General features: G+C 73.4%; 18 protein-coding genes. 14 read left to right on the plus strand and 4 right to left on the minus strand.

The genetic code is table 11. The features are described from left to right. The first annotated feature begins 110 nt into the window (after positions 1-110). The 4 genes from EDF19_RS15900 (at position 111) to EDF19_RS15915 (ending at position 3,695) form a co-directional block, all read left to right on the plus strand. Positions 111-1,133: a Gfo/Idh/MocA family protein gene (locus EDF19_RS15900; protein WP_123681839.1), complete on the plus strand. Its 1,023-nt coding sequence runs from the start codon at positions 111-113 to the stop codon at positions 1,131-1,133. Continuing rightward, on the plus strand, positions 1,130-2,149 hold the full coding sequence (locus tag EDF19_RS15905; RefSeq protein ID WP_123681840.1) for a Gfo/Idh/MocA family protein: 1,020 nt from the start codon (positions 1,130-1,132) through the stop codon (positions 2,147-2,149). Before EDF19_RS15900 ends, EDF19_RS15905 begins: the two co-directional genes overlap by 4 nt. 52 nt (positions 2,150-2,201) lie before the next feature. Then, positions 2,202-3,209, plus strand: a complete 1,008-nt coding sequence (locus EDF19_RS15910) for a LacI family DNA-binding transcriptional regulator (RefSeq protein WP_123681841.1) — start codon at positions 2,202-2,204, stop codon at positions 3,207-3,209. A 99-nt stretch (positions 3,210-3,308) separates the two neighbouring features. Next, entirely contained in the window at positions 3,309-3,695 is a 387-nt protein-coding gene (locus EDF19_RS15915; protein ID WP_221180686.1) for a VOC family protein, read from the plus strand. A 67-nt stretch (positions 3,696-3,762) separates the two neighbouring features. Here the strand turns inward: EDF19_RS15915 and EDF19_RS15920 are convergent, their stop codons facing one another. Next, entirely contained in the window at positions 3,763-4,482 is a 720-nt protein-coding gene (locus EDF19_RS15920; RefSeq protein ID WP_260217240.1) for a triacylglycerol lipase, read from the minus strand. An 83-nt stretch (positions 4,483-4,565) separates the two neighbouring features. Between EDF19_RS15920 and EDF19_RS15925 the strand changes: the two genes are divergently transcribed. The 3 genes from EDF19_RS15925 to EDF19_RS15935 all read left to right on the plus strand — a co-directional run bounded on the left by EDF19_RS15925 (position 4,566) and on the right by EDF19_RS15935 (position 7,132). After that, positions 4,566-5,162 carry a hypothetical protein gene (locus tag EDF19_RS15925; RefSeq protein WP_123681842.1) on the plus strand — a complete coding sequence of 199 codons (597 nt, stop codon included), beginning with the start codon at positions 4,566-4,568 and terminating at the stop codon, positions 5,160-5,162. 19 nt (positions 5,163-5,181) lie between these two features. Further along, on the plus strand, positions 5,182-5,730 hold the full coding sequence (locus EDF19_RS15930; RefSeq protein WP_123681843.1) for a dihydrofolate reductase family protein: 549 nt from the start codon (positions 5,182-5,184) through the stop codon (positions 5,728-5,730). A gap of 67 nt (positions 5,731-5,797) precedes the next feature. After that, the gene (locus tag EDF19_RS15935) at positions 5,798-7,132 is read left to right on the plus strand and encodes an NAD(P)/FAD-dependent oxidoreductase (protein ID WP_260217241.1); all 1,335 of its coding nucleotides are present in this window, start codon (positions 5,798-5,800) and stop codon (positions 7,130-7,132) included. A gap of 208 nt (positions 7,133-7,340) precedes the next feature. Here the strand turns inward: EDF19_RS15935 and EDF19_RS15940 are convergent, their stop codons facing one another. Then, entirely contained in the window at positions 7,341-8,246 is a 906-nt protein-coding gene (locus EDF19_RS15940) for an SDR family oxidoreductase (RefSeq protein ID WP_123681845.1), read from the minus strand. A 95-nt stretch (positions 8,247-8,341) separates the two neighbouring features. Here EDF19_RS15940 and EDF19_RS15945 point away from each other — a divergent pair, with 95 nt between their 5' ends. Together EDF19_RS15945 and EDF19_RS15950 are read left to right on the plus strand one after the other, a co-directional pair. After that, positions 8,342-8,914, plus strand: a complete 573-nt coding sequence (locus tag EDF19_RS15945; RefSeq protein ID WP_123681846.1) for a TetR/AcrR family transcriptional regulator — start codon at positions 8,342-8,344, stop codon at positions 8,912-8,914. Positions 8,915-8,979: 65 nt separating this feature from the next. Beyond that, a complete protein-coding gene (locus tag EDF19_RS15950) occupies positions 8,980-10,170 on the plus strand; it encodes an NAD(P)/FAD-dependent oxidoreductase (RefSeq protein WP_123681847.1) in 1,191 nt (396 codons plus the stop codon). Positions 10,171-10,389: 219 nt separating this feature from the next. On the opposite strand, the gene EDF19_RS15955 is transcribed toward EDF19_RS15950, so the two are convergent. Beyond that, on the minus strand, positions 10,390-11,259 hold the full coding sequence (locus EDF19_RS15955) for a UbiA family prenyltransferase (RefSeq protein ID WP_123681848.1): 870 nt from the start codon (positions 11,257-11,259) through the stop codon (positions 10,390-10,392). Continuing rightward, on the minus strand, positions 11,256-12,179 hold the full coding sequence (locus tag EDF19_RS15960) for a DMT family transporter (RefSeq protein WP_123681849.1): 924 nt from the start codon (positions 12,177-12,179) through the stop codon (positions 11,256-11,258). The genes EDF19_RS15955 and EDF19_RS15960 overlap by 4 nt, the downstream gene beginning before the upstream one ends. A 71-nt stretch (positions 12,180-12,250) precedes the next feature. Between EDF19_RS15960 and EDF19_RS15965 the strand changes: the two genes are divergently transcribed. The 5 genes from EDF19_RS15965 (at position 12,251) to EDF19_RS15985 (ending at position 18,853) form a co-directional block, all read left to right on the plus strand. Then, positions 12,251-13,099 carry a LysR family transcriptional regulator gene (locus EDF19_RS15965; RefSeq protein ID WP_123681850.1) on the plus strand — a complete coding sequence of 283 codons (849 nt, stop codon included), beginning with the start codon at positions 12,251-12,253 and terminating at the stop codon, positions 13,097-13,099. A 45-nt stretch (positions 13,100-13,144) separates the two neighbouring features. Beyond that, positions 13,145-13,957 carry a fructosamine kinase family protein gene (locus tag EDF19_RS15970; RefSeq protein ID WP_123681851.1) on the plus strand — a complete coding sequence of 271 codons (813 nt, stop codon included), beginning with the start codon at positions 13,145-13,147 and terminating at the stop codon, positions 13,955-13,957. Positions 13,958-14,412: 455 nt separating this feature from the next. After that, the gene (locus EDF19_RS19515) at positions 14,413-16,491 is read left to right on the plus strand and encodes a glycosyltransferase family 39 protein (protein WP_311317123.1); all 2,079 of its coding nucleotides are present in this window, start codon (positions 14,413-14,415) and stop codon (positions 16,489-16,491) included. A gap of 35 nt (positions 16,492-16,526) precedes the next feature. Further along, positions 16,527-17,249, plus strand: coding sequence for a response regulator transcription factor (locus tag EDF19_RS15980; RefSeq protein ID WP_123681979.1), 723 nt, complete (start codon positions 16,527-16,529; stop codon positions 17,247-17,249). Between the two features lie 71 nt (positions 17,250-17,320). Next, the gene (locus EDF19_RS15985) at positions 17,321-18,853 is read left to right on the plus strand and encodes a cell wall metabolism sensor histidine kinase WalK (protein WP_221180687.1); all 1,533 of its coding nucleotides are present in this window, start codon (positions 17,321-17,323) and stop codon (positions 18,851-18,853) included. Positions 18,854-18,923: the final 70 nt, after the last annotated feature.

The raw sequence follows: 18,923 nt of genomic DNA on the forward strand, positions 1-18,923 counted from the left end.
GGCGCGTTCGGTTACAACGTGGCAATCCGTTGCCAAACGTTTCCATCGGTCGCACGCCAGAGTGAGCGCACACTCGGCTGCCGACCGGCCGCTCACCTAGGCTGGGCGCCATGACGCCGCAGTCGACCTCGCCCCCGCGCACCCGGATCGGCCTCGTCGGCGCCGGGGGCATCGCGGTCGCGCACCTGCCAGGACTGCTCCGACTCGGCGACGTCGTCGTGCACTCGCAGGAGGGCGCAGCGGCACTCGCGCGCTCCTTCGCGGACACGGCGCGCGCCGTCGGGAGCACCATCACGGTCGCCGACACCCTCGACGAGCTGTTCGCGGTCGTCGACGTCGTGGACGTGGTCGTCCCGACACCCGCACACGCCGACGTGGTCCGCGCGGCGCTCGCCGCGGGCAAGGACGTCGTCTCCGAGAAGCCCCTCGCCCGCACCGACGCGGACGCGGCGGACCTCGTCGCCCGTGCTGCCGACGCGGGCCGACAGCTCTACCCAGCCCACGTGGTGCGCTGGTTCCCCGCCTACGTGCGCCTCAAGGAGGCCGCGACCACGGGCCTCCTGGGCGACCTCGCGGTCCTGCGGTTCTCGCGGTCCGGCGCGTTCCCCACCCGTGTCCCCTGGTTCGGCGACCGGACGCAGTCCGGCGGCATCGTCATGGACCAGATGATCCACGACCTCGACGTCGCACGGTGGGTGGCGGGCGAGGTGGTCCGGGTCTCCGCGGTGTCGGTCCGGGCGGGGAGCGCCGACGAGCCGGTCGAGGCCGCGCACGTCCTGCTCACCCACGCCTCCGGGGCGATCAGCCACGTCGCCGGGCTGTGGGGGCCGCAGCACCTGCCGTTCGCCACCGAGTACTCGGTCACCGGCACCCTCGGCAGCCTGTCGCACTCGTCCCTGGCCGAGGAGAGCACCCGTGCCCACCTCGCCCGTCCCGCCGAGGTCGACGGCTTCCTGCCGCCCGTCGACCCCGCAGAGGACCCGTACGCCCTCGAGCTCCGCGACTTCCTCGCGGCGTTCGCGGGCGGCCCGCAACCCCGGGTCACGGCGGCCGACGGCGCGGTGGCCGTCCGGCTCGCGAACGCCGCGCTGGCCTCGGTCGAGTCCGGGCAGCCCGTGGAGGTCTCGCTGTGAAGATCGGTGTCCTGTCGTTCGCCCACACCCACGCGATCGGGTACCTCGGCGCACTCGCGGCGATGCCCGACGTCGAGGTCCGCGGCACCGACCCGGACGGCGTCTCCACGGGGTCGTCCGTCCTCGAGCTGCGCGGGCGGGACCTCGCCGACGCACTCGGCGTCGGGTACGAGGACTCGTACGCGGCACTGCTCGCCTGGCGGCCGGACGCCGTCGTCGTCACCGCCGAGAACGCCAGGCACCGGGAGCTCGTCGAGGCCGCCGCTGCCGCCGGCGTGCACGTGCTGTGCGAGAAGCCGCTCGCGACGACGTGGCAGGACGGGCTCGCCATGCGTGCGGCGGTCGAGCGGGCAGGCGTACTCCTGATGATGGCGTTCCCGGTCCGGTTCGCCTCGGCGTTCGACCGGCTCCGTGCGACGCACGACGCCGGCGGACTCGGCACCGTGTTCTCGGTCCGCGGCGCGAACAACGGGATGCTCCCGACCACCCGCGACTGGTTCACCGAACCGGCGCTCAGCGGTGGCGGGGCGCTGGTCGACCACGTGGTGCACGTCGCGGACCTGGTCGACGGCCTGACCGGCGCGGTCCCGCAGTCGGTGACGGCGGTGACGAACCGGGTCCTGCACGCCGACCGAGCGCATGCGGAGACCGCGGGGCTCGTCACCGTCACCTACGACTCCGGGATGATCGCGGCCATCGACTGCTCGTGGAGCCGGCCGGACACCGCTCCGGCGTGGGGCGGCCTGACCCTCGACGTCGCGGGCACCGGCGGGACCGTCGCGGTGGACTTCTTCGGCGCAGCGGCACGGGGGCTCGACGCGGTCGACGGTCGGCCGATCGAACTCCGGTACGGACCGGATCTCGACGTCGCGATGCTCGACACCTTCCTCCGGGCCGTCCGGACCGGGGTGCAGCCGCAGCCGGACGTCCGCGTCGGGCTCCGGACGCTGTCGATCGTGCTCGCAGCGCAGGAGTCGGCACGCACCGGGCGGACGATCGAGGTGGCGTCGGGCTGAGCCCGCGCACGGCGGCCGCGCGAGATCGACGTCGCGCGCTACGCTCGTCCCGATGCGCGCAACCGTGCGGGACGTGGCCGCCCTCGCCGGGGTGTCGCCGAAGACCGTCTCCAACGTCATCAACGGCGGCGTCGTGGTGCGCCCGGAGACCAAGGAGCGCGTCGAGCGGGCACTCGCCGAACTCGACTACGTCCCGAACCTGTCGGCCCGCGGGCTCCGGAACGGCCGCTCCGGCGCCATCGCCCTGACCCTGCCGGAGATGGGCAGCGCGTACTCGGCCGAACTCGCGCAGTGGTTCGTCGAACTCGCCCGGGAGCGCGGCTGGATCGTCCAGCTCGACCAGACCGGCAACGACCCGGCCCGTGAGCGCGAACTCGTGTCCCGGGCACGCGCACACCTGGTCGACGGACTCGTCCTCAACCCCGTGTCACTGAGCGCGAGCGTCCTGGCCTCCACCGAGGGGCTGCCGCCCACCGTGGTCATCGGCGAGGTCGAACCCGAACACGTCGACCAGGTCCACGTGGACAGCCGCACCGCCGCGGAAGAGGTCACCTCGTACCTGCTCGACCACGGCCACCGCCGGATCGCGATCGTCGGCGCCGCCCGGGCATCGGAGGCGACGGCGACGAGCGAACTCCGTGAGCGCGGGTACCTGGCCGGGCTCGCGGTCGCGGGCATCGAGCCGGATCCGTCGCTGCGGGTCCCGCTGCCGTCGTGGACGACGAGCGCTGCCGCCGCCGCCTTCGCCGAGTGGCTGGACGCGAACCCGCTGTCCGACGCCGTGTTCGCGTTCACGGACTCGATCGCCTTCGGGGTGCTGCACGTGCTCGCTGCCCGGGGTGTGCGGGTGCCGGACGACGTCAGCGTCATCGGCTTCGACGACATCGACGGCGCCGCGTACGCCATCCCCGCGCTGAGTACCGTCTCGTTCGACCGTCGGGCGTTCGCCACCGCGGCCCTCGACCTGCTCACCCGGCGGATCGAGGACCGGGACGCCCCGCCCGAGACCGTCGTCGTGCCGCACCGGATCGTCGAGCGCGCGAGCGTCGCCCGGCGCTGACCGCCGCCCGGCGCTGACTGCCGCCCGGCGCTGGCTGCCGCCCGGCGCTGACCGCCTGCGCCCTGCCGAACCGCCCGCCCCGCGGGTACGCTCCGCGGCATGACCAGCACTGACGCCTCGATGCCGACCCTCGTCGCGACCGTCCTGCAGTCGCCCGAGCCGCTCGTCCTCGCCCGGTTCTACGGCGCACTGACGGGGTGGACCGTCCACGAGGACGACCCCACCTGGGCCCGCGTCCGTCCCGACGAGGGACCGGGCCTGTCCGTGCAGTTCGAACCGGAGTGGGTGCCGCCGACGTGGCCCGGCACGAAGGACGCCCCGGGCATGCAGCTGCACCTGGACTTCCAGGTGGAGGACCTGCCGGCAGCCGTCGCACGCGCCGAGCAGCTCGGCGCCACGCAGGCCGAGTACCAGCCGCAGGACGACGTCCGGGTGCTGCTCGACCCCGACGGGCACCCGTTCTGCCTGTTCCTGCCCGGCGCCTGAGGCTGTTCCGGGCGCGGACTTCGCGCTGAGCGACACCTCACGGCACGGCGGGCCCGTGACCTGTCGCTCAGCGCGAAAAGTCGCCGGGCGAGGGCGCGCGGGGCGTCGGCGCGGCCGGCGCGGCGGCAGCCAGCACCGCCGCGCGGGTCAGCTCGTCGCCGAGGATCCGGAAGTGCCCGCCGACCGGGAGTCGGACGTTCGTGGCCCCCGCGAGCTCGCTGCCCTCCGGGATGAGCGTGTCGAACACCCCGTACACGGAGGTGATCCGCGCGTTCGCGTCGAGCTCCCGCGCGAGCCCGGCGAGCACCGGGTCCGCTGCCCGGAACACCCGGAGGTGCCGCACCGGCGCGAGCCTGGCGTACCCGGACCCGGCGAACGGCGTCGACACCGCCACCATCCGGTCGAGCCGTCCGTGGTCGTCGAGTCGCGTCATCGCGTACTTCCCGATCAGTCCGCCCTTGCTGTGCGCGAGCACGAGCACGTTCCGCAGGTCGTGCTCCTCGAGGTACGCGAACACGTCGGCCGCCGACTCCGGGACCGGTCGGAGGTTGTGCCGCAGCACCGGCAGCACGTGCACGGGGTGCCCGCGGTCGTGCAGGGCGTCCATCAGCGGCCGCATGAAGTGCCAGGTCTCGTAGACGCCGGGGATCACGACGACCGGTTGGCCGTCGCCGTCCCGGTAGTCGTCGGCGGTGGTCGGACCGAGGCTCTGCAGCTGCCACCGCACCGCGTACGCCCAGTCACGGACGGCCCACGACGCTCGGGCTGCCAGGGTCTCGTTGCGCACGGACCGAGGCTACGCGCGCGTTCGCAGCACCGGGTCAGCCTCGTCATCGGCTGCGCATAGGTCCGCGGTGTGCACTCCTCTGCATGAGCGACACCACTCCCACGAACGGCCCGGAACGCGACGACGCGGCCCCGCAGCCACCCCGCGCCGCACCGGCCGGATGGGGCGCGGCCCCGACCCCGACCTCCACGGCGACCCTCGACACCCCCGCCTCCGGGCACACCCACGCCTCCGAGCACACCCACACCTCCGGGTACACCCACGCCCCCACCGCAGACCCGTACGCACAGCAGCAGCAGCCCTACCAGCAGCAGCAGCAGCCCTACCGCGCCGACGCCGCGGCCGACGCCTGGAACGCTGGCGCCCCCAACGGCGCCACCCCCTGGTACGGCAACGCGACGACGAACCGGAAGGGCGGCGCACCGAAGCCGCCCTGGTTCTGGCCGATCCTCGCGGCGATCGTCGGGCTCGCGGCACTCCTGGTCGGCGGCGGCATCGGCTTCGCGATCGGACACGCGATCGGCGGCAACCAGTCCCAGTCCACGACGCAGGTGCCCGGCACGAACGGCGGCACGAACCAGTTCCCGGGCGGCACCGGTCAGGCCCCCGGCTACGGTTCCGGCAGCACGGACGGCAGCGGCAGCACCGACGGCAGCAGCGACAGCGACACCGGGAGCTGATCCGCAGTACGCTCCGGCCATGCGCAAGGTCACAGCAGGGCTGTTCACGTCCGTCGACGGCGTCGTCCAGGATCCCTACGAGTTCCAGTACGACTCCTTCGACGACGAGCTCGGTGCGGGCATGGGTGCGTTCATGGCGCGCACCGACACCGTCCTGCTCGGCAAGAACAGCTACCTCGAGTGGGCCGAGTGGTGGCCGGCGCACGCGGACGACCCCTTCGCGCAGTGGATCAACCCGATCGAGAAGTACGTGGCGTCGACCACGCTCGACGACGACCTCTCCTGGCAGAACGCGACGAGGATCCCCGGCGACCTCGACGCATTCGTCCGCGACCTCAAGGACCGCGACGGCGCCGACATCGCGGTGTGCGGCAGTGTGACGGTGGTCCGGCACCTGCTGTTCGCCGGCCTCCTGGACGAGTTGCAGCTGATGGTCCACCCGGCGATCGCCGGCTCCGGCCGGAAGCTGTTCGAGCCGACCGACCCGCCCACCCGCCTGCGGCTGGTCGAGAGCACCGTGACGAGCAAGGGGAACGTCGTGAGCACCTACGCACGGCTCGACGCCTGACGGAGCCGAGCCGGGCCTCCCGGTCGGCCGTGGACGGGAGCGGTCCACAGCGCGCGTACCCTCGTGGGTGACCACCTCACGAACCGAAGAAAGCCGGATCAGCATGCCCCAGGACACCCGCCCGCACGTCGTCATCGTCGGCGGTGGTTTCGCCGGTGTCGCCGCCATGCGCGAGCTGGCGGACGCCCCGGTCCGGGTCACGCTCGTCGACCGGCACGTCTACAACATGTTCCAGCCCCTCATGTACCAGGTGGCGACGGGCGGACTGAACGCCGGTGACGTGACGTACTTCCTGCGCAGCCTGCGGGCCAAGCAGGACAACGCGGAGTTCCGGCACGGCCTGCTCACCGGGATCCGGCACGACGAGCGCATCGCCGAGATGTCCGACGGCGAGCACCTGCAATACGACTACCTGATCCTGGCGAACGGGGTGAACACGAGCTACTTCGGCACCCCCGGCGCCTACGAGTACGCGTACTCGATGTACTCCCGCTCGCAGGCCCTCCGCATCCGCGACGAGCTGTTCACCCGGCTGGAAGAGGCCGCGGCGAACCAGGGTCCGGACGAGATCAAGATCGTCATCGTCGGCGGCGGCGCGACCGGCGTCGAGATGGCCGGCGCCCTGGCGGAGCTCCGAGACCAGGCGCTCGAGGGGGCGTACCCCGAGCTCGACAAGGGTGCCATCACGATCACCCTCGTGCACCGCAGCGGCGAGCTCCTCAAGCCGTTCGCCCCGCGCCTGCGCCGGTACGCGGCCAAGGTCCTGCGGAAGCGCGGCGTCGTCCTCCGGCTGAACACCGGCGTCTCCGAGGTCAAGACCGACGGCGTGATGACGGCTGACGGCGAGTTCATCCCCGCCTCGCAGGTCATCTGGGCCACCGGCGTCGCCGCACACAAGGAGGTCTCCGGCTGGGGCCTCCCCCAGACCAACGGCGGGCGGATCCAGGTCGGCGACGACCTCGCCGTGAAGGGCGTCGAGCGCGTGTTCTCGGCCGGCGACATCGCCGCGCAGGACGACGCACTCGCGCAGCTCGCCCAGCCCGCGCTGCAGGGTGGACGCCACGTCGCGAAGCAGATCAAGCGCTTGCTCGAGGGCAAGCCCACCGAGCACTTCAGGTACTTCGACAAGGGCACGATGGCGACGATCGGCACGAACGCCGCGGTCGCGCAGCTTCGTGGCGGCATCACGATGGTCGGGCCGGTCGCGTGGCTGGCGTGGGTGGCGGTGCACATCGCGTCGCTGCTCGGCAACGGCAACCGGCTGTCGACGCTGTCGCACTTCTTCGTCCGCTACCTGTGGTTCATGCGGAAGCGTGCGATCCCGATCGTCGGCGACGTCCGGCCCGTGCGCCCGAACGGCGACCGCGAGCCGGAGCCGTGGCAGATGCAGAAGTCCGAGTAGGGCGCGTCGCGGGTCGTAGCTGCGCGGGTCGCGACGTCGCCGCTTCGCTTCGTGAGCAGAAATGGTCGGGTCCGGTGACGGGACCCGACCATTGCTGCTCACCATGGGCGGTGGTCCGGACCGGCGACGGCCGGGAGGCGCGGTGCGGGGCCGCCACGCGCCTCCCGTCCGGTGCAGGGGCACGTGGGGCTGGCGCCGACGCGGCCGTCTACGCCACCCGCACGCCGGAGTAGGCACCGGCGGCGATGTCCTCGAGCAGCCCCGGGCCGGTCGGCTCCCACCCGAGGAGCTCGCGGGTGGTCTCGGACGTGGCGGACATCTCCATGCCGAAGAACCGGCCGATGAACCCGAAGTGCGCGTCCGCGTCCGCCGGGTCGATCGAGGTCACCGGCAGCCCGAGGACCTCGCCGATGGCCTCGGCGATCGCGAGGGTCGGGATCGCGGTCTCGGCGACGGCGTGCAGTCGTGTGCCGGCCGGGGCCTGCTCGAGCCCGAGGCGGACGAGCCGAGCGGCGTCGGTGACGTGCACGGCGGACCAGCTGTTGGTGCCGTCGCCGACGTAGCCGGAGACGCCGCGCTGCCGGGCTGCGCCGACGATCGCCGCGATGAAGCCGTGGTCACCGGTGCCGTGCGTGGTCGGACTGAACCGGGCCGCGATCGTGCGCACCCCCTGGTCGACGAAGTCGAAGCCGCGGTTCTCGCTGCCGCCGCGCATGCTGTCCGGGCCGACGAACGGGTTGGCGTCCGCTTCGGTCGAGGGGCGGCCCTGGGCGAGACCGGCGACGCCCGACGCGAGGACGAACGGACGGTCGGTGCCGACGAGAGCCGTCGCGATGGTCTCGACAGCGGCACGCTCGCTGGCGTTCGTCGCGGCGGCGTTCGCCCAGTCGTGCTTGTTGGCGAGGTGCAGGACGCCCTCGGCATCGGAGGCACCGCGGCGGATCGCGTCGAGGTCGTCGAGGTCGCCCCGGACGACGGTGACGCCCTTCGCCTCGAGTGCTGCGGCCGAGGCGTCGGAGCGGGCGAGTCCGGTGACGGAGTGGCCGGCGGCGAGCAGGTCGTCGACGGTGTGGGAGCCGATCCAGCCGGAGGCCCCGGTGACGAACACGTGCATGAGTGGTCCTTTCGCAGGCGTCCACGGCGGTGATGTCATGAACTGACATCACCGTAGCACTCGATGTCAGCCACTGTCATCAGTAGACTGCGGACATGGCTCGATGGCAACCCGGAACCCGCGAACGACTGCAGGCGGTCGCGCTGCAGCTCTTCGCGTCCGAGGGGTACGACGCCACCACGGTCGCCCGGATCGCGGCGGAGGCCGAGGTCACCGAACGCACCTTCTTCCGGCACTTCGCCGACAAGCGCGAGGTCCTGTTCGCCGGTCAGGACGACTTCCTGGGCATGTTCCTCGATCCGATCCGCTCGGCTCCTGAGGACTCCGCGCCGTTCGACCTTGTCGGACGGGCACTCGACGCCGCGGCCGGGTTCTTCCCCGACGAGCGCCGGTCGTGGTCGCGGGCCCGCCAGGGGATCATCGACGCCAACCCGGCGCTCGGCGAGCGGGAACTCGGCAAGCTCGCGACCCTGAAGACACGCATCGGCGAGGTCATGCGCGAGCGTGGCGTCCCGGAGCCCGCGGCGACGATGGCCGCCGAGACCGCCGTCACAGTGTTCCACCTGTCGTTCGCGCAGTGGATCGCTCCGGATGAGCTCCGGCCCTTCGCGGCGATCGTGCACGAACGACTCGATGCCCTGACGGCCCTGGTGCACCCCGGTCGTTGAGCGTCCTCTGCGCCGTGTACCGCTCACTGCGTGCCCCCGACACCGCCCGACCGTAGGCTCGGCCCGTGACCACGGAGCGGACCGACGTCCTCGTCGTCGGCGGTGGCCCCGTCGGCCTGTTCCTGGCGGCGTTGCTCGCGGCGCGGGGCGTCGACGTGCGGGTGTGGGAACGCCGCAGCGGACCACCAACGGGGTCCCGCGCGATCGGCATCCACCCGCCCTCGCTCGACGCCTTCGCCGCGATCGAGCTCGACACCCGGGTGCTCGCCGAGGCGACACTCGTCCGCACCGGCGTCGCCCGGAGCCGCGGCCGAACCCTCGGCACCCTGACCTTCGACCGCGCGTCGGACACGCACCCGTACGTGGCGACGCTCGACCAGCACCGTACCGAGGAGCTCCTGCGGGACCGCCTCGAGCAGGCCGACCCGGGGGCACTGCGCACCGGGACGACGCTCACCGCACTGACCCGCCACCGCGACCACGTCGACGCGGTCGGCACCGGACCGGACGGCGGATCCGTCGCCCTGCGTGCGGCGTTCCTCGTCGGTGCCGACGGCGCACGGAGCGTCGTCCGGGACCTGCTGGGCATCGGCACCTCTGGTCGCGACTACCCGGACCGCTATGTGATGGGCGACTTCGCCGACCCGGAGGACCCCGCTGCCCGCACCGCGGCCCTCGTCGACGTGGGGCCGGACGGCGTGGTGGAGTCGTTCCCCCTGCCGCGCGGTCGACGGCGCTACGTCGCACTCGTCCCCGACGACGGGTTCAGCGGGTCCGCCGCAGCCGGCGGCACGGCTCCGGATCCGGCACGCGCCCGACGCCTGGCGGGGATCGTCTCCGACCGGACCGGAGTGGCGCCGGACCCGACGACCTGCTCGATGCTCAGCGGGTTCCGTGTCCGGCGTCGGGCGGCGGACCGGGTCGGCGTCGGACGAGTCGTCCTCGTCGGTGACGCCGCCCACGAGATCAGCCCGATCGGCGGGCAGGGCATGAACCTCGGGTGGTTGGACGCCGCCGACCTCGCGCCCCTGCTCGTCGGCGCGGTCCGGACCGGCGTCGCCGGTCCCTGGCCCGCCTACGCCGAGCGCAGGCAGGCCGCCGCCCGCCGCGCTGCACGTCAGGCCGAGGCGAACATGGCCCTCGGGCGTCCGCTCGACCCGGTGCGCACGGCTGGCCGGGAGGCACTGCTCCGGACCGTCCTGTCCCTGCCGACCGCGCACGGCCTGGCCCGGCTGTACGCCATGCGCTGGGCCTGACGCGCGCGCTCCGTGCCCGCTCCGTGCGGCTCCGTGCCCGCTCCGCCCCCCTGTGCCCGCCGCGTGCCCGCCGCGTGCGCGCTCCGCGCCCGCCCCGTGCCCGCTCCGTGCCGCTCCGTGCCGCTCCGTGCGGCGGAACACCAGTGTTCACGCGTCGAACCGCGACATGCGCGTGTGCAACCGGCGAACACCTGTGTCTTGCGCGCAGAGGGACGCGCGTCAGGCGACGAGTCGCGCGCCCGCCAGCCCGAGCTCGACGACGAGCACGAGCGACGACGCGATCACGAGCCGGAACAACGTCCGGGACGCCCGACCGGCCAGCACGAGCCGGACCCCCGCCACCGCGAGCCCGAGCACGACGATCGCCCCGACGACCGCGAGCACCACCCCGACGCCCTGCACCGGATCACCACCGAGCACCTGCCCGCCGAGCACCAGCGCCGCCGCCACGACGAGCGACCCGAACGCGACGATGCCCGCCGCCCGGAGCCCGAGCCGGTGCGGGAACCCGCGCACCCCGGTCGCGGCGTCGTCCACCAGGTCGGGCAGGACGTTCGTGCAGTGGATCGCGACGCCGAACACCGCTCCCGTGGCGATCGCCCACCACGCCGGCCACTGCGCCCCAGGGCCGGCGGACACCGCGACGACCGGCAGCAGCCCGAACGCGACCACGAACGGCGCGACGGACCACACCGTGCGCTTGAGCCCGGCGTCGTAGGCCCAGCCGGCGGCGACGAGCACGAGGTGAGCGACCGCGGCGACCGGACCGAGGAACAGCGAGAGCACGACGGCGACCGCGGCCGTCACGAACGCGGCCGTGCGGACGGTCCCGACCGCGATGAGGCCCCGTGCGACGGGCTTGTCCGACCGGCCGACGGCACGGTCGCGGTCGGCGTCGATCCAGTCGTTCGCGAGCCCGATCGAGAGCTGCCCGGCGACCACGGTCAGCGCCACCAGGACGACCAACCAGAACGGGTGTCCCACGGCCGCGGCGATCACGGCGGCGAGCACCGTCACCGTCACCGTGGGGCCTGGGTGCGACGACGCGAACAGCAGCCGCAGCACGTTGGGGTCCCGGCCGGAGGTCACTCCGCCAGCGTACGGGCGGGGCGTGCGGGCCGCCGCAGACTCCGGCGGCCGACCACCCCCGAGGCGAGCGCGATGCCGAGCAGCACGACGAGTCCGCCGACTGGCTCGTTCCACCGGACGTGTTCGCCGAGCACCAGCACGCCGAGCGCCACGCCGACCACGGGCGTCAGGTAGGTCACGGTCGATGCCCGCCCCGCGCCCCACGCCTGCACGAGGCGGGTGTTCCATGCGTAGGCCAACCCCGTGCCGACGCAACCCAGTGCGATCATCGCGACCACGATCCTCCCGTCCAGCTGTACCGGACCGGTCGCGATGACGGGCGCGACCAGCAGGAGCAGCCCGGACGCGAGCGTGAGCTGCACCGTCGCCAACGTGACCGGGTCGTACGTGCTGCCGACGGCCACCCGGCGGAGGTAGGCCAGCCCGATGCCGTAGCAGGCGGTCATGCCGAGCAGCGCGACCTGACCGGGGACGCTCGCCAGCACGGCGGGGTCGCCGAGGACGTCCCACGGTCCGACGAGCACCAGCACACCGACGATCCCGAGCACGATGCCGACCACCTGGCGACCGCGCAACCGCTCGGACGGGATCAGCACGGCGAGCGCCGCCATCGTCATGATGGGCGTCGTCGCGTTGTAGATGCTCGCGAGCCCCGACGGCACCGTCTGTTCTGCCCACGCCATCAGCGACGACGGCACCGCGTTGAGGAAGACCGAGACGACGAGCAGGTGCAGCCACACCCGCGGCTCGCGGGGCCAGCGACGGCGGGTGAGGAGCAGGAGCGCGACCAGTGTCACGGCACCGAGGACGGTCCGCACGGTGGCGACCTGCTGCGGTGCGAGTCCGTCGAGCCCGATCTTCGCGAACAGGAAGCTCGATCCCCAGGTGAGGGCGACGAGGGCGTAGAGGACGGCGTTCATGTGGCCTAGTGTCGAACCCGACCCGCACATGCGGCAAACGCATGTGGTTCATACCGACATGAGGAGGACGCATGGGCGTCTCGGTCCCCCAGCTCCGGGCGTTCGTGGCGACCCTCGACGCCGGCTCGTTCACCTCTGCCGCGACCGTCCTCGGTGTCGGACAGTCCGCCGTCTCGCACGCCGTCGCCGGGCTCGAACGCGAGGTCGGCGGCCCGGTGGTCCGTCGCGGCGCGGTCGCCGCCCCGACACCGCTCGGCGACCGTCTGCTGGCCCACGCCCGCAGCGTGCTCGCCTCGGTCGACGCCCTGGAGGCAGTGGTCCGGCCCGCCACGGCGCGCGGCACCGTGCGACTCGCGGCCGTCCCCACCGTCTGCCAGGGCCTGCTGCCGCGGCTCCGCGAGCTGTGGGCGGTGACGTTGCCCGACGTCGACGTGCAGGTCTACGAGGGGGACGACGACGAGATGCCCGAGTGGCTCGAGAGCGGGACCGTCGACGCCGCCGTGCTCGTCGACCCCACGCCGGCCCCGGTCGGTGGCGTGGTCGTGGCGACGGACGAGATGGCGGCGGTCGTGCGGCGCGACCACCCGTTGGCCGAGCTCCCCGCACTCACGCTCGACGACCTGCACGAGGACGGCCTGGTCGCGGGCGGTGGCGGGTGCGAGCACCAGATCCAGAAGCTGCACGAACTCGACGGGCAGCCGTTCCGCTACGCCCACCGGGTGCGGGAGATGAGCACGATGTTCGGGATGATCGAGCGGGGCGAGGGCGTCTCGATCGTGCCGACGCTCGGGCGGGGGATGCTGCCGCCGGACCTCGTGATGGTGCCGATGGCGCGGCGCCTCGAGCGGACCCTGGTGCTGAGCGGGCCGTCGTCGCGTGAGTGGCACCCGCTGGCGAGGGCGCTGGTCGACGCGGTCTGACGGCCCGCTGAACGGACGTCGACGGCCACTCGGCAGGATGGGACGATGGCCGAGACGCACGTGAAGACCTTCACCACCCCGGACGAAGCCGCAGCCGAAGCCGCGGGACTCGAGTGGCTCGCCGAGGCCGAGGACGCCGGCGGCACCAGGACCGCGCGGGTGCTGGGCCGGCCGAGCCCGACCGTGCTCGACCTCGAGCTGATCTCCGACTGCTCCCCCACCGCCGCACAGGCCGAGCGCTTCGGGCGGTCTCTCGCCCACACCCACGCCGCCGGCGCCGACCACTGGGGTGCGCCGCCCTCCGGCTGGCCGACGGGAGCGGCACTGCGGATGGGACGCTCGCGCACCCCGTTCGTCGATGCCGCGCACGCACCGGCCACGTGGGGCGAGTTCTTCGCCGAGTACCGGATCCGGGACTTCGTCCGCCGCATCGTCGACGCGGGCGGGTTCGACCGCGAGCAGGCCGCCGTGTTCGACCGGGTCGCGGACCGGGTGCAGGACGGCACACTCGGGTCGCCCCAGCCGAAGCTCGTCGGGGACCGACCGGCGCGGCTGCACGGGGACCTCTGGGCGGGCAACGTGCTCTGGCCGACGGACTCGTCCGAGCCGAGCGGAGCGGTGCTCATCGACCCGATCGCGCACGGAAGCCACGCGGAGACCGACCTGGCGCTGCTCGGGCTGTTCGGCCTGCCACGGCTGGAGACCGTCCTCGCCGCCTACGACCAGGAGTCCCGGCTCGCCGACGGCTGGCAGGAGCGCATCGAGCTGCACCAGCTCGCGCCGTTGCTGCTGCACGTGTTCCTGTTCGGCGGGTCGTACACCGGGGCGGCACTCCGGGCGGCGCAGCGCTACGCCTGACCTCGCACGGTGCGGGGTCGCCCGCGCGCCCGTGCGCGCCTGACCTCGCACGGTGCGGGGTGCCGCCCGGGACGGTGCGAGGTGCCGCGCAGCGTGCGACCCGCGCGAGCCCGCACCATGCGCGAAACCTCGCACACTGCGCCCACGTCACCCCGCCACGCGCCCGTGCGCCCGTGTGCCCGTGCGCGCCTGACCTCGCACGGTGCGAGGTCGCGCCCGGGACGGTGCGAGGTACCGCGCAGCGTGCGACCCGCGCGGACCCGCACCATGCGCGGAACCTCGCACACTGCACCTACTTCCACACCCGCGCCCGCACACCCACACCCGCGCCCACGCCCGCACGCACGCGCCCGCCCACGCACGCGCCCGACCACGCACACCCCGCCCCACACTCCTTAGCCCGCACACAGGCGGCGCAGTGCGTCGTTCGGGGAACACCCCGGATGCTCATCGACATGACCACCTACCCGATCCCCGTGACCGATCGACGCGACCCCGCGCGCAGTGACGCGCAGGATCGGCGTCGCAAGCCGCTCGCCCGCCTGTTCCTCGGCGAGCGCGAGGACGCCCGCTGGCTCCGCCCGGCGTTCTGGGCGCTCCTCGCGGTGACGGCAGTGGTGTACCTCTGGGACCTCAGTGTCTCCGGGTACGCCAACAGCTTCTACGCCGCCGCCGTGCAGGCCGGCACGAAGTCGTGGGAGGCGTTCTTCTTCGGCTCCCTCGACTCGTCGAACTTCATCACCGTGGACAAGCCGCCGGCGTCGCTCTGGGTGATGGTGCTGTCCGCGCGGCTGTTCGGCTTCTCGAGCTTCAGCCTGCTGCTCCCCCAGGCCCTGATGGCGGTCGGTTCGGTCGCGCTGGTGTGGGGTACGGTCCGCCGCACCCTCGCCCGGGTCGGCACCACCACCGCGAACGTCGGTGCGCTCCTCGCGGGCTTCGTCGTCGCGGCGACGCCGGCGGCTGCCCTGATGTTCCGGTTCGACAACCCCGACGCCCTGCTCGTGTTCCTGATGACCGCTGGCGCGTACTGCACGGTGCGGGCGCTGCCGCGGGGCAGTTGGAAGTGGATCGCCCTGGCCGGCGTCGCGCTGGGTTTCGCGTTCCTGACGAAGATGCTGCAGGGGCTGCTCGTGCTGCCGGCCTTCGGGCTCGTCTACCTGGTCGCCGCCCGCACCACCTGGGGCAAGCGCGTGATCGGGCTGCTCATCGCCGCCGGGTCGCTGGTGGTCGCCGCCGGCTGGTGGGTCGTCGCCGTGTGGCTCTGGCCCGCCGAGTCCCGCCCGTACATCGGCGGCTCGACGAACAACACCGTGCTCGACCTGGTCTTCGGCTACAACGGCCTCGGCCGGATCTTCGGCGGCTCGGGCAACGGCGGCGGAGGCGGCGGCATGACCGGCGGCACCGCGGGCGGCTCCTTCGGCGGCTCGACGGGGCTGAACCGGCTGTTCTCGTCCGAGATGGGCCTCGAGATCTCGTGGCTCCTGCCCGCAGCACTGGTCGCACTCGTGCTCGGCCTGGTCGTCGTCGGGCGCCGACACCTGGCGGACCCGGCCCGTGCCGGACTCGTCCTGTGGGGCGGCTGGCTCCTGGTCACCGGCCTCGTCTTCTCGTACATGTCCGGCACGATCCACCCTTACTACACGGTGGCCCTGGCCCCGGCGATCGCCGGTCTCGTCGGCACCGGTGGCGCACTGCTCTGGCACGCACGGGCCCGCTTCGTCGGGCGCATGGGCCTCGCCGCCATGATCGGCATCACCGCCTTCTGGGGCTGGTGCCTGCTCAACGAGAACCCGACGTGGCTGCCGTGGCTGCGCTGGGTGATGCTCGCCGGCGGGCTCCTGTCCGCGGTGGCGATCGTGATGGGGAACCTGCCGAGCCTCCGCAAGCTCGTCACCGTCGGTGTCCTCGCCGGCACGCTGTTCGGGCTCACCGGCACCACCGCCTACGCCCTCGCCACGACGACCGTCGCGCACACCGGTTCGATCCCGAGCGTCGGTCCGGCAGGGAGCAGCTCCGGCATGACGGGCGGCGGCACCGGCGGCACGGGCACCCCGCCTGGAGGCACGGGAGGCCCCGGCGGATCGGCCTCCGGTTCCGAGAGCGACGGCTCCGACAGCACGTCGGACTCCGAGCAGGGTCCCGGCGGCACCCCGCCGGAGGGCATGACCGGCGGGGACGGGACGGGCGGCGAGGGGACGACCACCTCGTCGGCACTGCAGAAGCTCCTCGAGGCATCCGACGCGAAGTGGGCGGCCGCCGTCAACGGATCGCAGTCGGCCGCGCAGCTCGAACTCGACACCGACACCGCCGTGATGGCGATCGGCGGCTGGTCGAGCGACCCCACACCCACGCTCGCCCAGTTCGAGGCGTACGTCGCCGACGGGGACATCGGGTACTACATCGCGTCCGGCGCCGGCGGTGGGATGGGCGGCGGGTCCTCCACCGCGTCGGCGATCCAGGAGTGGGTCGCAGCGAACTACGCGTCCACGACGGTCGGCGGGCAGACCGTCTACGACCTGAGCACCACGAAGTGACCGACGACGAGGGCGCGGTGGATAGGCTCGCGGGCGTGACCGGCCAACCGCTGCAGCGCACCGACGGCACACCCGTCCGCGCCCTCGTCGTCGACGACGAACACGCCCTGGCCGACGCCGTCGCCCTCGCGTTCGAGGGGGACGGCTGGGCCGTACGCGCCGTCCACCGTGGCCGCGACGTGCTGTTCGCGGCACGGGAGTTCCAGCCCGACGTGATCGTCCTCGACGTGATGCTGCCCGACATCGACGGGTTCGAGGTCCTCGAGCGGCTCCGCGACGCCCGCGACGGCGTCCGGGTGCTCTTCCTCACCGCACGAGACGCACCGGAGGACCGCCTCGCCGGACTCACCCGTGGTGGCGACGACTACCTGACGAAGCCCTTCGGCATCGAGGAGCTGCTCGTCCGTGCCCGGATCCTCGCCCGGACCTCGGCGCGGGTCGCCGCGGTCGCCGGCACCGCCGAGGTCGTGGTCGGTGACCTCCGGCTCGACGAGGACGCCCGCACGGTCAGCCGCTCCGACGACCCGATCGAGCTCACGCCGACCGAGTACGAGCTCCTGCGCCACCTCGCCAGGAACGCCAACCGGGTCCTGTCACGGGACCAGCTCCTCGCCAGCGTCTGGGGGATGGACTTCGGCTCGTCGTCGAACCTCGTCGACATGTACGTGTCGTACCTGCGGAAGAAGCTCGACGCCGGACGCGAGCCGATGCTGCAGACCGTGCGCGGGGCCGGGTACGTGCTCCGACCGACGACGTGAGCCGACGCGGGAAGGTGATCCGGGCCTCCCGGGACGGCACTCGTCGTCCCCGAGAGCCGCGCGCCGGACGCGTGCCGTCGCTGCGCTGGCGGATCGTCGCCGCCGTCGCCCTGCTGCTCGTCGCGACCAACGTCGTCGTCGGCGCGGTGACCGTCGTCGCGTTCCGCGGGTACCTCGTCGACCGGCTCGACGCCGAACTGTCCACCGCGGCGAACCGGACCGTCGGCGGCCGGGAGCGCGGCGATTCGCCGACCGGACCGCCTCCCGGGTCGGAGTCCGGGTCGGGATCGTCGTCGGACCCGTCGGACCCGTCGGACCCGCCCGACCCCGACAACGCGTTCATCGGTGCGCCCGGCCAGTCCGCCGGGACGGTCGTGGCGATCGTCCGCGACGGCGAGGTCGTGCTCGGCGGCTACACCGACAGCGACGGCGACCAGCACGGCCTGTCGTCGGCGCAGGAGGCGACCCTCGCCGCGGTCGACAGTGGAGCGGCACCGGCGACCGTCGACCTCGGCTCGCTCGGGGCCTTCCGCGTGCAGGCCGTCGGCGACGACGACGAGGTGTTCGTCACGGCCCTCCCCCTCGGCGACCTGAACGCCGCGATCGCCCGCCTGCTGCTCGTGATCGGTATCGTCACCGTGCTCGGCCTCGTCGTCGCCGCGTGGGCCCTCGCGCTGCTCGTCCGGCGGTCGCTCCGCCCCCTCGAACGTGTCGCCGCGGTCGCCTCTGACGTGACCGCGCTCGACCTGGAACGCGGCGACCCCGACATCCCGGTGCGGGTGTCCGGTGCCGACCTGACCGCGAACCGCGAGGTCGCCCAGGTCGGCACCGCACTGAACCGGCTGCTCGGCCACGTCGCCCGGGCGCTCACGGTTAGGCGGGACGCCGAGGCCGGGATGCGGACGTTCGTCGCGGACGCCTCGCACGAGCTCCGGACGCCGATCGCGACCGTGCGGGCGTACGCGGAGCTGACCGCCGGGGCCTCGGACCTGGACGCCGTCCACCGGAACGTCGAACGGATCGGCCGGGAGGCCGTCCGGATGGGCGACCTCGTCGAGGAACTGCTCCTCCTCGCTCGTCTCGACGCCACCGCCCTGGACGCCGGGTCGGTGGGGGTGTCGCCCACGCACGGTCCCGTCGACCTGACGTCCGTCGTGGTCGAGGCGACGATGGACGCCCGCGCCATCGCACCCGAGCACCGGTGGACGCTGCAGATCGTCGACGACCACCCGCTCGTCGTGTCCGGCGACGCGGCGCAGCTCCGGCGGGTGGTCACGAACCTGCTCGCCAACGCCCGGACGCACACCCCGGCGGGGACCGCGGTCGTGGTGTCGCTGCAGCGGATCGGACCGTCCGGGGTCGCACGCTTCGTGGTGGCGAACGACGGGCCGCCGATCCCGGACGCCGCACTGCCGACCCTGTTCGACCGCTTCACCCGTGGCGAGGCGTCGCGCTCCCGCGAGCACGGCACGAGCGGCCTCGGGCTGGCGATCGTGCGCGCGGTGGTCGCGGCGCACGGCGGCTCCGTCCGGGTGGCGTCCGAGCCGGGCCGGACGGCGTTCACGGTGGACCTGCCGGGAGCGGTGCCGGCGCCCGCTGCGTGAGCTGCGCCCGCTGCGTGAGCTGCACCCGCTGCGTGAGCAGCGCCCGCTGCGTGAGCTGCGCCCGCTGCAC

Source organism: Curtobacterium sp. PhB115 (assembly GCF_003752025.1).
Taxonomy (GTDB): Bacteria; Actinomycetota; Actinomycetes; order Actinomycetales; family Microbacteriaceae; genus Curtobacterium.